Source organism: Nitrosomonas sp. Nm58 (genome assembly GCF_900107335.1).
Classification (GTDB): Bacteria; Pseudomonadota; Gammaproteobacteria; order Burkholderiales; family Nitrosomonadaceae; genus Nitrosomonas.
In genome coordinates, this window is the sequence record NZ_FNPQ01000024.1 from 13,648 (window position 1) to 28,289 (window position 14,642).

Below are 14,642 nucleotides of genomic sequence, written 5' to 3' on the forward strand. Positions count from 1 at the left end.
GGCATCATCCATATGCTTGAGACACGCCTGTCTGCACGTCACCAGTCACGAAGGATGATCCTGTTCACCGCACCCAGGCGTAGTGGTTGGCTATTCATCTGCAGGCACAGCAAGGTGGGAGGATACTGGGGGAGTGCCAACTTATTATCAGACTTGATCTTTCTTTGCTGATCTCTGCTGAGCCTGCGCTTCTAGCAAACTCACATAACGTGGCAATACATCTGCATCGGAACCATCAATTATTTCCTTGATAAAGCGCTGCCGATGTTTCTCTCTATACAGAGAATCACAGCCATTGGAAAGAAATTCATTGATTCTTTGATAGACGTCATCACGACAGCGTAGTTCTGTTTCGGGCATGAACTCAGCGACTACAGAGCGACCAGCATGCAGGTAGTCGGCTGCCAGCACCGGTTTTCTTGCTTTGATTGCTTCAAATACGACCGAAGTAGCGAGATCAATAATGATATCCGCCCAGTTCATCAAATGAATCGAGTGAATACCGTCTCCCGCGATGCTCACATTCGACAATCGGTGCAGTGAAGCATCCTTGGTCAAGGATTGTTTCCCGCCGCCACGGGTATGGGGTTTGATCACCAATACTATTCCCGGAAAAGCAGCAATCATTCGCACCACCTCGCTAACCTCTTCCCAGAAAATTGTAAAATCACTCTTTCTCAGGAACATCACGATTTTGAACTGATTGCCGGAGCTTGCCAGCGGTGAAGGGGGTAGCAATTCTTCCAATTTGGCTAACCATTCGTCGCAGTAGCGCGGCGAGCCCAGTACTGTTAGCACCTGATCATCCATAAACGGGCGAAAGCGTTTAGCGCATAGTTCGTTGGGCACGACCAGCTTATCGAATATTCGACCCGCGGAATAGAGGTTATCCGGCTGAAGGCGCCATTCTCCATGCCGTATCAGCTGACTGGCATGAGGACTGTCTCCATGAGGAAGCGATACCGCTCCCAGACCCATGGCGTGCGCCATGGATACAACCATTTCGACCCACTCCAGGGAAACTGGCGAATCTCTTGTGATCCAGTCGAATACCACCACACCATTGCTCAGGTTGACAAAACTATGCATTAGCAGGTGATGGGTCGTGGTTCTCCAGATTCGCTCACGTTTGCCCGCATCGAAAATCCGACTCAAGGCAACAACAAGTGGACCCGTGAGCGAGTGCCGTAAACCCCGGCTCAACAGCAGCGTTTGCAGTCGCCATCCGGCATATTGAAGCACTGGCAACAACTCACGGATATGAGCGACACGTACGCCATCCAGTTTATTCAGATATTGAATACGGTAATCATTCCGAAACTTCGGGTTACCTATCAGAATGATGTCGCAAACATGGTCGGATTCAATCCATTTGGAAATGACCGGAGTAATATGATCGATATCATTATAATGACGAAGAAAGAAAAGCGCTTTCATTCAATTTCTTAGAAAGTATCCATCCAAGATGGAATGGAGAAGTAAATTAGCTCCGGCAAAACTGGGCGGTGTCCTAAATTTTGTGTAAACGGAGTTTAAATTAATGATTAAGTATTCGCTCCTCAAACAAAATCGTAAATCGGTTCAAAACAGCTTCACAAGCGGTGAGGAATTAAACCAGAAGAGATTAAAACTTCATCAATCGTTTCTCAGCATCCCTCATCGTAGCGGTAAGATAGATGGCACGTAGATCAGCAGCGACTGTCTTGCGCAGTTTCCAGCTAACAAAACTCAAGCTATAGCGTATCAGATATACGATACAAAGCTGGAAATTTATATCAGTGTATTTGACCACCAATTCTGCCGCCAGTACAGTCATCCTCGATGGAAAAGCATGTTTATTTAATAGCCTAACACTGAAAACTGGAAACACGTCCACAAAGCGGGCTTCATCCTGAGTGAGCCCGTCTGCTTTGGGATAGCACTTGTCAGGAGCCAGCTTACGCCAGCCATGGCGGTGGAGTAAGTTGTAGGTAGCTGCTGGCGATGTTTTGCGCTTTAACCGTGCATCAAGTGCTTGCTTGATTTCGGCTATGATCGCTCAAATTCGATGAGCTCCTGGATTCATAAGGGAGTAGAGATAGATTACATTAGTCTACAATAAGCCCAATCAGCTAGCTGGTTAGAGTTAGAATAAGAGGTTTCCTTCTCGGACTGGGTGGTGTGTCGCCACTTGGGTAACCCAGGATAATCGGTACAATGATGGAAAATTCTTCCGGAATATTTAATTTGACTTTGATGTTTGGCGTATTCAAAGCAGTCAATGCAGCGCCGATCACACAGCTTCCCAGTTCCATGGCACATGCTGCCAGCATCAGATTTTCAGCTGCTAGCCAGCAATCTGCTGCTACGAAATGCCCTGTTTGTTTCGAGCAAATCAGAACCAGCGTGCTCGCTCCGTAGAAAATGTCGAAATTGGGTTCCGTAAAGCGGCCAGGGGCGCGGCCTGTCCTTTGGAGTTCCTGGACAAACAGGGGTTTGGCGCGATCTGAAATGTCTTTTAATAGCTGCTTATCACGGATAATAGCAAATGCCCATGGCTCCTCATGCAGTGCCGTGGGTGCATGGACAGCTGCTTCAAGTAGTATGTGAATAGCGTTCAGACTGACTGCCTGCGCGGTATAGCTACGAACACATCGTCTGGCCAAAATAGCTTCAAAAACAGTCATCTCAACATGGGTCTCTAGCATAGCAGACTCCTATTTATAGGTTGATTCGTAAGTACTACCGTATCAGGAATCGTTGCGACAGACTATCCGTATAAATACGTATATATCTTCCTGCTTGCTGGAGAGGGGACATTGTGCCTATAAGGAGGCAGGATAATGTTTATGAGCCTAATCCACTTTCATAGGCAATACGTGCAAGATCAAGTAAATTGATTGCACCGGTTTTGTGCATGATATTGGATCGGTGAATTTCTACCGTGCGGAAGCTAATGCCGAGACGGGAGGCGATTTCCTTATTGTGATATCCCTGAATAGCAAGTTCCATAACTTCGCGCTCACGTTTGGTGAGGCTTGTCAGGCGCGATATGGCGTCCTGATTATGTTGGTTCGCTTCTAGCAGTTTTTTATTTTCAAGAAAAGCTGATTGGATAGAGTCAAGGAGTTTTGCGCGGGTAATCGGTTTAGTTAGAAAATTGGCTGCACCAGCCTTGATTGCCCTGACACTCATGGGGATATCACCATGCCCAGTCAGAAAGATAATGGGCATCATACAGTTGCAATGAGACAGTTTTTCCTGAAGCTGCATGCCATCTATTCCAGGCATGCGTACATCAAGGATAATGCAGCCTTTGCAATCAGGTTGATAAGCGCTCAGAAAGGTTTCTGCATTCTCAAAAGTTTGTACACTGATTCCTTCCTGCTTGAGCAGGAGTGTCAAGGAATCCCTTACTGCCGGGTCGTCATCCACGATAAAAACGATGGGCTGTTGAGAAATCATGAGGCAAAAGGTAGCGTGAAGTGAAATGTGGCGCCATTGCTGACATCCGGATCAACCCAGAGTTGCCCGCCATTTGCTTCGATGAGCGCGCGGCTGATCGACAATCCCATGCCAATCCCCGTTTTTTTTGTTGTGAAGAAGGAATCGAAAATATAACTGACTATTTCTTGGTCAATCCCAGGACCAGTATCAAGTACCGATACTATAACCAAGTTTTTTTCTTTCAAGGTTTTTACAGCAATAGTAATCGCTGGAAGCGATACATTCGCTGCGCGCATTGATTCCACGGCATTTCTTAATAGGTTTACAAGGGTTTTCTGTATGTGTAAACGATTGGCAAGTACCACGGGAAGGTTGGGTTCCAATTGCAGTATTTGATGAAAATCGCTATAGCCATCGCTATGTACAATTTTCAAAGCATCCATTACCACTGCATTCAGGTTCAGTTCTTCAGTAACCATTTCGCCCTTTTGCAGAAAGGTAACCAGCTCGTGCAGCCTATGGCCGGCACGTTGAGTTTGTTTAACACAGTTTTCAAGCGCGTGTTTTACTTCGTTAGTGTTGAAAGTGCCACCTTCCATCGCGCATAACACGACTTCACTATAGGCAGAAATTGCAGTAAGCGGTTGATTAAGCTCATGAGCAATGGCGGAAGCCGTATGAATCGCTATTTGCTGCTTAAAAAGTATTTCTGTTTCAGCGCGATGGATTTGAAGTTCTTTTTCGAGCGTTTTGCGCTTGGTAATGTCTCGTACCGTCCCTACAAGTCGGCTTGCGCGCGCACTTTCAAAGTGAACTTGCCCAGCGATGACTACCCAGCGCTCAGTTCCATCAACAGGATTGATGATACGAAACTCTGCATGGTATTCACCATTTCCAGCGGAATTGATAGCACTATTGAAAGCAGCTTGGTGGATTGCGCGGTCACTAGGATGAATTGCAGCGAGGAATTTCTCATGAGTCATGATTTCATCTGGGCTGCTGCCCCAAAGCTCATGCATTCGTTCATCACAGTGAACCATATTGTGTTTGAAATCGAAATCAAGAACACCCAATGCCGCGGCCTGTTTGGCCAGCCACAACCGCTCTTCGCTGGCTAGCAACGCTTTCTCTGCCTGACGACGCCGATCGATGACTGTCAATGTGACCAGAACATAGAGCCCTTTTTCCATAACTATTGGACTCAGAGCAATATCTACCTTTAACTCCTGACCACTGCGATTCAAAATGACAAGATCCCTGCCATTACCCATGGCGCGTTTACGTGGCTTGCTGAAATAAACTTCCCGATAGTGCTGATGATGTTCCTGGTAGCGGGATGGCATGAGTTGTTCGACTTTCATGCCGCGTAACTCATTTTCCACATAGCCAAACAAATTCTGTGCAACTGGATTCGACAACATGACGTGGCCAGCATCATCTATCAAAAGCATGGCTTCTGGTATCGCATGGAACAGTGTTTGTGAGCTTAGGTATGTAAATGAATCAGTCACAGTATGTTTAATCATTAGATTCGTGCTCTGAATATGTTGCAGTCTACGATAAAAAAATAGTCTGCGTCCATTATCTGGCGATAGTCAGTACCAGCCAACGATGTATCCATACGTATCTGTACGTATTTAATCCCTTCTTTTTTTGCGGTAGATTATCATTGGCAGTTGACGTCAAAGGCATAAAGTCACTAAAGTAGAAATATAATATGTGAGTGCAGATTAAATGTGTGATAGCTGCAGCAATCGCGGCTAAATCACTTTTTAGGGGGTTCCATTCGTTATAAAGGAGATTAGAAATGGAATATCCATTTGGTGTGGCGGCCTTTGTATCGCTGGCTTTTACCGTTTGTAGCGACCCAAAGCCAGAGCAACATTTCCCTGGTGATCCAGCAACGCTTCATGTTAAATAAACAGCGTGTATTGGTGTATTGATAAAATAGCCGAAGGGTGACTATTGTACCAATCCAATCTTGACAATTAATTACAGATAGGAGGCAAGTAACATGTCTATCGGTGAAATCTGCAAGCGTGAGGTTGTCATTGTCCAACGTGAGGATGCCGTATTGCAAGCGGCTAAGCTGATGCGTCAGCACCATGTCGGAGATGTGGTCGTCGTCGATGATAGAGACGGGAAGCGGGTGCCGGTCGGTATCGTGACCGATCGTGATTTGGTCGTGGAAGTTATTGCACCGGAACTCAATCCTAACACTATCACGGTGGGCGATATCATGGTGTCTGATTTTGCTACCATAAGGGAAAGTGCCGGTGTGTTTGAATCAATCCAGTATATGCGTATCAAAGGCGTACGCCGTATGCCAGTAGTGGATGATGATAGCAATCTGATCGGCATTGTTACGCTCGATGACTTGCTGGCGTTGTTGTCGGAGGAACTCGATGCGCTCGTTAAGCTCATGGCACACGAACAGCAAAAGGAGGCGGGCACTCGCCGCTAGCATTTAAGGGAAGCACAATAACAGGAGAACCATTATCATGCAAAGCCCACTACAAATCACTATACGCGATATATCTGCATCCGATGCACTGGAAGCGCACATTCGCGACAAAGTGGAAAAGCTCGAAAGCTATTTTGATCGCCTTGTTTCCTGCCATGTCGTAGTAGAAATGCCGCATAAGCACCATCAACAGGGGAAAGAGTTCAATGTGCGTATCAATATCGGCGTGCCCGGTAGCGATATTGTTGTTAACCGTGATCATCACGAAGATCCCTATGTAGCCTTGCGTGATGCTTTCGATGCGGCTAAGCGTCAGCTCGAGGATTATGCACGTCGTATGCAGCTTAAAACCAAGACTCACGTTATTGATCATATTGGACAAGTTACGCGAATCTTTTATGAAGAAGGCTATGGTTTCATCACGGGGCAGGATAGTGTTGAACGTTATTTTCATCGTGACAATGTGATTGATCCAAGCTTTGATCGATTACAGGAAGGTGATGAAGTCAAATTTATCGAGGAAATGGGGGCCGAGGGTCCGCAAGCAAAGCGGGTGAGTGCTGGTAAGCATCATCTGCCAGAATGAGCGCATGAGAACAAATCTGCTGCACACGCTCTGGTGATTGCGTTGGGTGGTGCTCGCGCTTCGTCTATCTGCCTGATTTCTAATTGATTCTGTTCCGGATGGAAAATAGAATGATGGGCGAGGCGACGCAGAGGAAACCACCCATTGCGGCAATTAACCAATCATTCAGATGAAGTGGTTGAAGCGAAAGATAGGAAGCAAGCCAAGGGAGTTGTACCAGCAATACTGAGAATACCAACGTTAAGCATGTAATCAGTCAGGCACTGAAGGTGCGTAGTCCACTTAACAGGGCAGTAGCAGAAGCGCTGGCGCAGCTGAGCGCAATAATCGCCATGGTGCGGGCGTGTTCGATATCCTGACCCGGAAACAGACTGCGGTCATAGCTCCATAGAATGAGGAGTGTGAGCAGTATGTCAATAATTGCAACCAGACTCCATTCAGCACACGAAAAGAAACGAGCAGCTTGACGCTTACGGATGGGTTTCAATGGACCGTGGGTTGGCAATTCCTGAAATACCAGCAGTGCGCTGGGATGAATAATGGTTTCATACCATACGATGTGAATAGGTAAATACAGGATGGGATAACCCATCAATGGAATGAGAATTGCCGTGAGCACCAGAGGAATGTGCATCAGCAGGATATATTGGAAACTGAGCTGGAGATTGTGGAAGAGCTGCCGGCCTTCGGCGATGGCGCGCACGATAATGTTAAAGTTATCCTGAAGCAGAACGATGGAGGCAACCTCCCGTGCGCTGCGAGTACTGCGTTCACCCATAGCGATACCAATATCAGCAGACTGGAGTGCGGGAACGTCGTTTACACCGTCTCCCGTCACGGCGACAATTTCTCCTTTTGCCTTGAGGGCCTGAACTAGCGACAGTTTCTGCATCGGCATCGCGCGTGCCACGACGGATAGCTGTTCAAGAATAGCTGTATTGCCCTGTTCGAGTTGCATAACCAGTTCATCACCTAGCACTACGCCATCTGACTGGTTAATCAAACCGATTTCGCGTGCGACACTCGCGGCTGTGATAGGGTGATCTCCGGTGACCATGATGACTCGAATGCCCGCTTCGCGACATTGGCGTACCGCATCGGTGACTCCCGGCCGAACTGGATCTTCACAGGCAAGCAGACCGACGAAAAAACCACTCTGGTCAGGCTCTCCTCCTGCCCAGAATTCCCCTATATCCCAGCGCAGGCAGGCCAGTACTTTGTGACTTGCTGAAGCCAGTCGGTTAACCTGAGCTAGCCAGACAGATCGCTGGCCAGGAGTGAGGCTGGACATTTCAAGCAGAATTTCGGGAGATCCCTTGCTCACGGCAGTGATATGCTCATTCAAACGGATGATTGTCGTTTCGCGTCGCCGCTGTTCAGTATAGGGATAGGTAGCCAGAACAATTCCCGGTGTAATGGCGCGAGGCTGCTCACTGAAGCGCTCAAGGATAGCCATGTCCATAGGATCACCCGTTTCCTTGCGGGAGGCCAGGCTGACCCAATACAACAGGTCCTGTTCGGCAATGTCTTCAGCAGGAACCAGATGCTCCAATCGCAAGCGCCCCTCGGTGAGCGTGCCAGTCTTGTCTGAACACACGCAAGTAACCCTGCCGATGTTTTCAACCGATACACTACGGCGAACCAATACTTTCTGGCGGGCTAGTCGATATACCCCCACCCCCAGAAAGACCGTGAATACCACTGGAAATTCTTCTGGCAATGCGGCCACTGCCAGCGTGGCTGCACTGATCAACGCATCGATCCAGCCATAACCTTGGTGTAACCGGACTGCAGCAAGGATGAAGCACATAATCCCGGCACTGACCATCAATAAGGCAACCAGGCTGGCAATGGCATGCTGCAGAGGAGTTTTCTCCTGTTTTCCAGTCAGCGTAGCTTGCACAATTTCACCATAGAGTGTCTGTTTGCCGGTAAACGCCACTCTTAGCTCGGTTGTGCCAGTGAGAAGGCGAGTGCCCGCAAGTCCCCAGTGATCGCTCTCAATCCAGATAATGTGCTCATGGCTGTCTGGAATGCTGGGTAGCGCTGACAATGGGCGTTTTATTACCGGCATGGCTTCGCCGGTCAAGGCCGATTCATCTACCTGAAGATCATCTCCCCGCAAAATAAGGCCATCCGCCGGGAATGATTCGCCTGCAGCCACGCGCACCAGATCACCAGGAACCAAGTTAGTAGCACTAATATTTAGCACTACACCGTCTCGCAGCACCCGGGCATTTTGTGCGAGTTGTCTGCTCAGACCTTCAGTTGAGGCCTGGGTCCTGCGATGGAGAAAAGCATCCATACTGATCAGGGGTACGATTGCAATCAGTAATGTGATTGCTTCGGTGTAGCTACCCAGTACGGCATAGATAAGGCCGGTAGCAATAAGAAACCAGATCATCGGATCTTTGCAAGTATTCCTGGCCAATGCAAACCAGAGATTAATCCCGCTCTCGATGATATCGTTCAGACCATATTGCTTCTGACGCTCAAGGTGATCCAGGCGAGTTAATCCCTGATTACTTTCTGGCAGGCTCTTGAAACGGGAAAGAAGAATATCTCGGTGCATCAGAAATAGCTTCTTTAATAGGTATGAAGCATTGTATCTCTTTGCCGGTGATTCCTGATTTATTGTTAGTTTATTTACTGATTGGCAGCTTGTTGTATGGAATATAAGAATAATCACTACGTGTTTGCACGTATTTAATTGCTTTCTGTTTTTCGATAAATTGTCAAATATGGTCAGTAGCATAGTGATGTAAGACCACATTTATCTTTTGTCCAAATAATTGAGTTGTTTTACTAAACAAGGAGGCAGGATTGGAACCTACTAAACTACTTACCAAGGGTACTAGGAGAAAAACATTGGTTACGGGCAGCGGATCTGGATCCAATAGCGAGCAAATGGAGGAGGATCGTTTCTCTCGTGTTGCTGTTTCGGCTTATTACAAAGCACAAGCCAGAGGATTTCAACCGGGACATGAGCTGGATGATTGGCTGGCTGCAGAAGCGGAGGAACAACAATGAGTATGTTGGCCGGTAAAATCCTGGTAAAAAATCATTCCAACTCGAGGGCTAATACCAATGAGGGTGAGTTTGCGGTTCTGATACTTTCTGAGGATGGCTTGATTCGTGATTGCAACGAGGCGGGTGCGAATTTATTGGGTGGTTTACCCAAGAATCTGCCAAGACTACATATCTCCAGGTTATTACCAAAGCTAGCGAAAATCGATCTGATAAAAGGAGAGCGGACTAACCCCTATTTGCGCTTTCTTTCACGCATGGGACACCCTTTTGAAGTAGTGAGTATGAGTGGGGTACATTTTGCAGGAAAAATTTTTTTCAGCGATGTGGAAGATTGCGGTTTGCACCGGCTGATTGTCATGATCCAGCCGATCTATCAAGAAAATACCTTACATTAAAAAATCAGAAGTTTCTTAATTTGAGAAAGGAGAGCTATCATGCCAGAAGAAAATAAAGAAAATGTTCCTGTCACAACGACTAAAGAAGAAGCAAAGACTAAAGTAGCTGCCATCCAACCCATCACTGAAATGGAGCGCGCTTTTGATCGCTTTTTCAGGCGTGGCTGGCCTTCGTTATGGCGATGGGGCGACATGCCGATGCCGGATAATTTGTTTGAATGGGAAGGCCAACGCTCACCAAATTTGGATGTGATTGATCGTGATAACGAAATCCTGGTTCGCGCTGAAATCCCTGGTATAGAGAAGAAAGACCTGAATATCTCTCTCACCGGCAATCTGCTGACGATTAAAGGTCAATCCACCAGTGAAGTGAAAGAAGAAAAAGGTGACTACCACAAGCGCGAGATTTCCAATTTTTCATTCTCTCGTTCAGTAGTGCTGGCCGGCGCAGTAGACACTTCTAAAACGACAGCGTCATTGAAGAAGGGCATTCTGGAAATTACCTTGCCGAAAGTTGAATCTTCAAAGCGGCGCACCATCACCGTGGAGTAATGATTTCGGGATGCTTGCATCCCGAAATATCGGGTGTGAGCTTATACAATTTGCTGCATTGGTATTCTTAAAGGAGTCGATGGTAAAACAAAGAATATAGAATCCATCTGCTGTGATAAGTGTTCTATTTTTCCCTGCTGGATTCTTGATGCTGTGGGTCAATCCAGTCCAATCCCAGGAAAGAATTCGCGCCCAAGACCAAGAACACATCTATGGGGGGGGCAGCTTATGACACAGCAGCAACGTCTTCGCAGAGAGCATCGCAAGCGCATGAAAGCACAGGCAATGGAGCGTAAGCATCAACCTTCCCGATGAGCCTCCTCCTAGAGGGAGTGTGGTATGGGCCCAGGCGGTGGAATGGGGCAAGGAGGTGGGGGGTATGGAGTCGGGTGATGGAGGACACAGGGTTATTGATGCTGGACTTTACTCAAAAGAGTGTACAACGACGGAAAATTGCTCGATCTTCCACAAGAAATAGTGCATGTGTTCGTATTGATATGGTTTTAAACAGCGATAATGTCTATGATAGGCATGCTGTTTATTAGAGTTTTTACTCTTGCTAAAAGGAAAATAGCATGATCCGTAATCCCATTGATGTTGCTACCCGAGTTAGCCCCAATTTGTCCGCGCTGATTGAAAGCCGGCTCAATGATGCAGACATTGATCAGCCTATAACACTTGCTACAATTCGTACTTTTGTCATTGGTTTGTTGCCTGCAGCCTTTACTGAAACAGAGCAGTTGCATCATTTTGATGTCAATGAATCGTTACTTGATGAGTTAGACGGATTAATTGATGAGTTTGGTGAAACAGCCTTGGCTATAGACTTCGTCCAGGATGTCGCCAGTGAACCGCTTTCCCGAGTGATTGAGGCTGTCATGTACGATGAAAACCGGCAGGCTCCACCCACATTGGGTGCTATAAAAGAAGCCATTTTTTCAGGCCTGCTAGCCAGGCTGGTGGGTGAGGGCGCATTGGATGAAGATGAAGACGACGGGCTGCTTGCAGAGATTGATACGTTAATTGAACGATATGGTGAAGAGGCGCTGGCAGAAAATTTCTTACGTTACGAGTAATGAGCAGCTTGAAAATCTGCTACATAGCCGCATTGCAGCGTCGCATTCTTGCTGGTTCCTCGTCTAGCAGCAGGGTATGTCAGAGGATTCGCTGCACGGAGTCTTGTGCTCCAGTCGCTTGCGATAGTGCCTCAAGATACTTTAGCAGATTATTTTCTTTTTATGAGCAACACCTTTTTCAATAAAAAATGAACCTTAGTAAAAATTTCTAATCGGATAATTGATTAGTGACGGTTTATTTTTTCTGAAAATGTATATCGATAAAATTCATTTACTGAAAACAGGTGTTAGTCTTGAGATTTCAACAATAGCCCTGCGTGACCTGGTTAGCGATGTCATGGCCGGCCAGCGAATTCCTGAACTTGCTAAGATTGGCAGTACGATAGATCTTTATGATTATCTTTCCGTTGTCGTTCATAAAGGTGCTGAAGGTTTGATCAGCAGGCGTCATGCTTGGATTGATGAAATCAAGAGTGAGCTGCTTGCGGGACGGCCCGTTTCTTACAGGAGCTTCGATAATCTCTTCTGGCGCAGTCTCGATGAAGAAGATCCTGATGGCGATGAATGGTACCGGCTGACTTCTGGGGAGGAATTTCGCTCTCAAATGATCTGTTTGCTGGGTATCCTACGCTCAGCTAATCGAAGGTTGCATCAGCATGCTGATGTTTTACCGGATCTGAATATCGGGTGGGCCTAGGAGGCTATCGGGTTTGAGATAAGCTATAGCGCAGCGGGAATAGTGGCTCATATTCCCCCCTATTTTTAGTTATCCCGCTATGCGCCTCAAAATCGTGAAAATTTGCTTCCGTTATCCCCCATGGTTTATACGATCGCTCAAATTCGGCAGGCTTACGAAACCTCACCGTTAGCATACCAGCATTTAGCGGGATAGAAGGGGATCAATGTTGATTGGGTCGGCAGAGAATAATCTTCTTAGCTCTTGTTATTCCTGAAGTTTAAAATTTCTAAGGATTCATGCCCGTGCCAAATTTTGCGATAATGCAATAGCGTGCAGGTGAGATTGTCGTCTTGTAATCAATTTTCAGCCGATAATGGGCGCATGCAAAAATTCTTGCAAGAAAAAATCTATATCGTTTTTACATGACTCCGAAAAAAGAATCACAATATCTCGCTGAAGGTGTAAGTCGGCGCGAAGTCTGGTCCTGGGCAATGTTCGACTTTGCTAATTCTGGCTATACCACTGTCGTTATCACTGCTATTTTCAACGCCTATTTTGTGGCGGTTGTGGCGGGTAATCAGAATTGGGGAACATTTGCATGGACAGCGTCATTGGCAGTCTCTTATATCCTCATTATTCTGAGCGCGCCAGCACTAGGCGCATATGCCGATGCTTACGCTACGAAGAAACGCTTGCTTCTCCTGACAACGGTTGGCTGTGTTCTGTTTACAGCATTACTTTACTTTGCTGGACCAGGTGATTTGTGGTTAGCAATCATACTCATTATTCTTACTAACTTTTTCTTTGGTAGTGGTGAAAATCTGATAGCTGCCTTTCTGCCCGAGTTGGCGCAAAGCAAGGCATTGGGGAAAGTATCTGGGTGGGGATGGAGTCTAGGTTATATAGGCGGTTTATTCAGTCTCGGGTGCTCGCTGGCTTATGTGACATGGGCGCAAGATCAAGGACAAGAGGCAAGTCAATTCGTACCGGTCACGATGTTGATAACTGCAGTCATTTTTGCCATGGCTTGTATCCCTACCTTTCTTTACCTGAAAGAACGAGCGTCGCCGCAGCCGCATCTTGTCGGTAATCTTGTCATAAAGGAGGCTTTTGCACGATTGGGCGACACACTCAAACATGTCCACTATTACCAGGATCTGGCGCGCTTTCTGGCCTGCCTCATTTTCTACCAGGCAGGTATTCAGGCAGTGATCGCATTAGCAGCAATCTATGCTCAGCAAGCGATGGGATTTAACACGAGTGACACGATATTGCTAGTCCTATTAATCAACATTACCGCTGCGCTGGGCGCATTTGTCTTTGGCAACCTGCAGGATAAATTAGGTCATATCCCTACTATCGGACTAACACTCATTGGTTGGATTATTATGATTTTGCTGGCTTGGATGGCTGAGAGTTCTGCTATGTTCTGGCTAGCCGCGAATATCGCTGGTTTGTGCCTAGGCGCCTCCCAATCTGCTGGGCGGGCATTGGTCGGATTATTCAGCCCTTCTTCCCGACGCGGGGAATTCTTCGGACTGTGGGGATTGGCGGTAAAGGCATCATCTATCTTGGGCCCAATTACCTATGGCTTAGTCAGTTGGATATCACACGGCGATCATCGTCTCGCTATGCTGATAACAGGTAGCTATTTTCTTATTGGCTTGGTGATTCTAACGCAGGTGAACGTGCAGCGGGGACAAGAGGCTGCATTGCATGGTCCTGAGAAATAGGGAAATAATGATTCTTTAGGGGCTTTTATTTTGGGATCTTGAATAATTGATCAGAATTATTCAAGATTGATAAATGCTTTCATGAGGAGAAGCTGGAAGTATTTTCAATCTTCTATTTTCTCACACATCACAGGTCGTAAAAACGGTCGCGATGGACTTATTCTCTTCGTTTCAACGACCTGTGAAGCTGTTAATCAGCTTGATACTCAGCCATAAGTCGTTTCTCTATCAAAATCTTGCCAGATATAGGGTGGGTAAACGGTTGGGCGCGTAGGAATGAAAAACGTTGCAGCATCCAATGCGCCCAATACTGTACGGCCAACTGTATGTATAAGACCAGTGAGCAGTCCCACCGTTAAACCATAGGGCACACCATCGCGTTGGCTGGTCAGGATCATCGTTTTGGGAAGCTCCACAAAACCAGTCGCTGCATTAACGATACCATTCATGAGTTTTTCACCCGCCATGGTTGGATAACTCTGTTCCATTCTCTCACCATACATGGTATAGCTTTGCGCTATGGCCGATTGAGATGATAGAAAGAATAATGCAGAGAGTAACAGAAGCAGTCTTGCTAATTTTTTCATTGCTTTCTCCTGTGATGTGTGGTGTTAAGTGTGTTGTTAGGGATTCATGCTGATTTTAATTCTTATCAAGAAGATATGTACACTAGAAATGTGCAATCAATCTAGCGTCTTTTC

General features: G+C 46.7%; 15 protein-coding genes and 1 pseudogene. 8 read left to right on the forward strand and 8 right to left on the reverse strand.

The window, feature by feature from the left end:
* Window positions 1-147 precede the first annotated feature (147 nt).
* The 6 genes and pseudogenes from BLW34_RS09990 to BLW34_RS10015 form a co-directional block, all read right to left on the reverse strand.
* Window positions 148-1,437: a hypothetical protein gene (locus BLW34_RS09990; RefSeq protein ID WP_090578972.1), complete on the reverse strand. Its 1,290-nt coding sequence runs from the start codon at window positions 1,435-1,437 to the stop codon at window positions 148-150.
* Window positions 1,438-1,624: 187 nt separating this feature from the next.
* Window positions 1,625-1,816, reverse strand: a complete 192-nt coding sequence (locus tag BLW34_RS09995; protein ID WP_090578975.1) for a transposase — start codon at window positions 1,814-1,816, stop codon at window positions 1,625-1,627.
* 87 nt (window positions 1,817-1,903) lie between these two features.
* Window positions 1,904-2,035, reverse strand: a pseudogene (locus BLW34_RS17410) (winged helix-turn-helix domain-containing protein); the annotation flags it as partial.
* Between the two features lie 76 nt (window positions 2,036-2,111).
* On the reverse strand, window positions 2,112-2,687 hold the full coding sequence (locus BLW34_RS10005; RefSeq protein ID WP_218138827.1) for a nitroreductase family protein: 576 nt from the start codon (window positions 2,685-2,687) through the stop codon (window positions 2,112-2,114).
* A gap of 139 nt (window positions 2,688-2,826) precedes the next feature.
* The gene (locus BLW34_RS10010) at window positions 2,827-3,444 is read right to left on the reverse strand and encodes a response regulator transcription factor (RefSeq protein ID WP_090578978.1); all 618 of its coding nucleotides are present in this window, start codon (window positions 3,442-3,444) and stop codon (window positions 2,827-2,829) included.
* Complete coding sequence (locus BLW34_RS10015; protein ID WP_090578981.1) at window positions 3,441-4,952, reverse strand: PAS domain S-box protein; 1,512 nt, start codon at window positions 4,950-4,952, stop codon at window positions 3,441-3,443. Before BLW34_RS10015 ends, BLW34_RS10010 begins: the two co-directional genes overlap by 4 nt.
* Window positions 4,953-5,440: 488 nt before the next feature.
* On the opposite strand from BLW34_RS10015, the gene BLW34_RS10020 reads away from it, so the two are divergent.
* A complete protein-coding gene (locus BLW34_RS10020; protein ID WP_090542824.1) occupies window positions 5,441-5,890 on the forward strand; it encodes a CBS domain-containing protein in 450 nt (149 codons plus the stop codon).
* A gap of 37 nt (window positions 5,891-5,927) precedes the next feature.
* On the forward strand, window positions 5,928-6,476 hold the full coding sequence (hpf, locus tag BLW34_RS10025) for a ribosome hibernation-promoting factor, HPF/YfiA family (RefSeq protein WP_090578984.1): 549 nt from the start codon (window positions 5,928-5,930) through the stop codon (window positions 6,474-6,476).
* 256 nt (window positions 6,477-6,732) lie between these two features.
* Here the strand turns inward: hpf and BLW34_RS10030 are convergent, their stop codons facing one another.
* Window positions 6,733-9,048, reverse strand: coding sequence for a cation-translocating P-type ATPase (locus BLW34_RS10030; protein ID WP_177166011.1), 2,316 nt, complete (start codon window positions 9,046-9,048; stop codon window positions 6,733-6,735).
* A 251-nt stretch (window positions 9,049-9,299) separates the two neighbouring features.
* Here BLW34_RS10030 and BLW34_RS16440 point away from each other — a divergent pair, with 251 nt between their 5' ends.
* The 6 genes from BLW34_RS16440 (at window position 9,300) to BLW34_RS10060 (ending at window position 13,941) form a co-directional block, all read left to right on the forward strand.
* Window positions 9,300-9,506, forward strand: coding sequence for a DUF2934 domain-containing protein (locus BLW34_RS16440; protein WP_218138828.1), 207 nt, complete (start codon window positions 9,300-9,302; stop codon window positions 9,504-9,506).
* Complete coding sequence (locus BLW34_RS10040) at window positions 9,503-9,901, forward strand: nitrogen regulation protein NR(II) (protein WP_090578994.1); 399 nt, start codon at window positions 9,503-9,505, stop codon at window positions 9,899-9,901. The genes BLW34_RS16440 and BLW34_RS10040 overlap by 4 nt, the downstream gene beginning before the upstream one ends.
* Before the next feature lie 39 nt (window positions 9,902-9,940).
* A complete protein-coding gene (locus BLW34_RS10045; RefSeq protein WP_090578997.1) occupies window positions 9,941-10,453 on the forward strand; it encodes an Hsp20/alpha crystallin family protein in 513 nt (170 codons plus the stop codon).
* A gap of 575 nt (window positions 10,454-11,028) precedes the next feature.
* Complete coding sequence (locus BLW34_RS10050; protein ID WP_090578999.1) at window positions 11,029-11,529, forward strand: hypothetical protein; 501 nt, start codon at window positions 11,029-11,031, stop codon at window positions 11,527-11,529.
* Window positions 11,530-11,779: 250 nt separating this feature from the next.
* A complete protein-coding gene (locus tag BLW34_RS10055) occupies window positions 11,780-12,226 on the forward strand; it encodes a hypothetical protein (protein WP_090579001.1) in 447 nt (148 codons plus the stop codon).
* A 404-nt stretch (window positions 12,227-12,630) separates the two neighbouring features.
* Entirely contained in the window at window positions 12,631-13,941 is a 1,311-nt protein-coding gene (locus BLW34_RS10060; RefSeq protein WP_256203735.1) for an MFS transporter, read from the forward strand.
* A gap of 206 nt (window positions 13,942-14,147) precedes the next feature.
* Here BLW34_RS10060 and BLW34_RS10065 read toward each other — a convergent pair whose 3' ends face one another.
* Window positions 14,148-14,528 carry an exosortase system-associated protein, TIGR04073 family gene (locus BLW34_RS10065; protein ID WP_090579004.1) on the reverse strand — a complete coding sequence of 127 codons (381 nt, stop codon included), beginning with the start codon at window positions 14,526-14,528 and terminating at the stop codon, window positions 14,148-14,150.
* Between the last annotated feature and the right edge of the window lie 114 nt (window positions 14,529-14,642).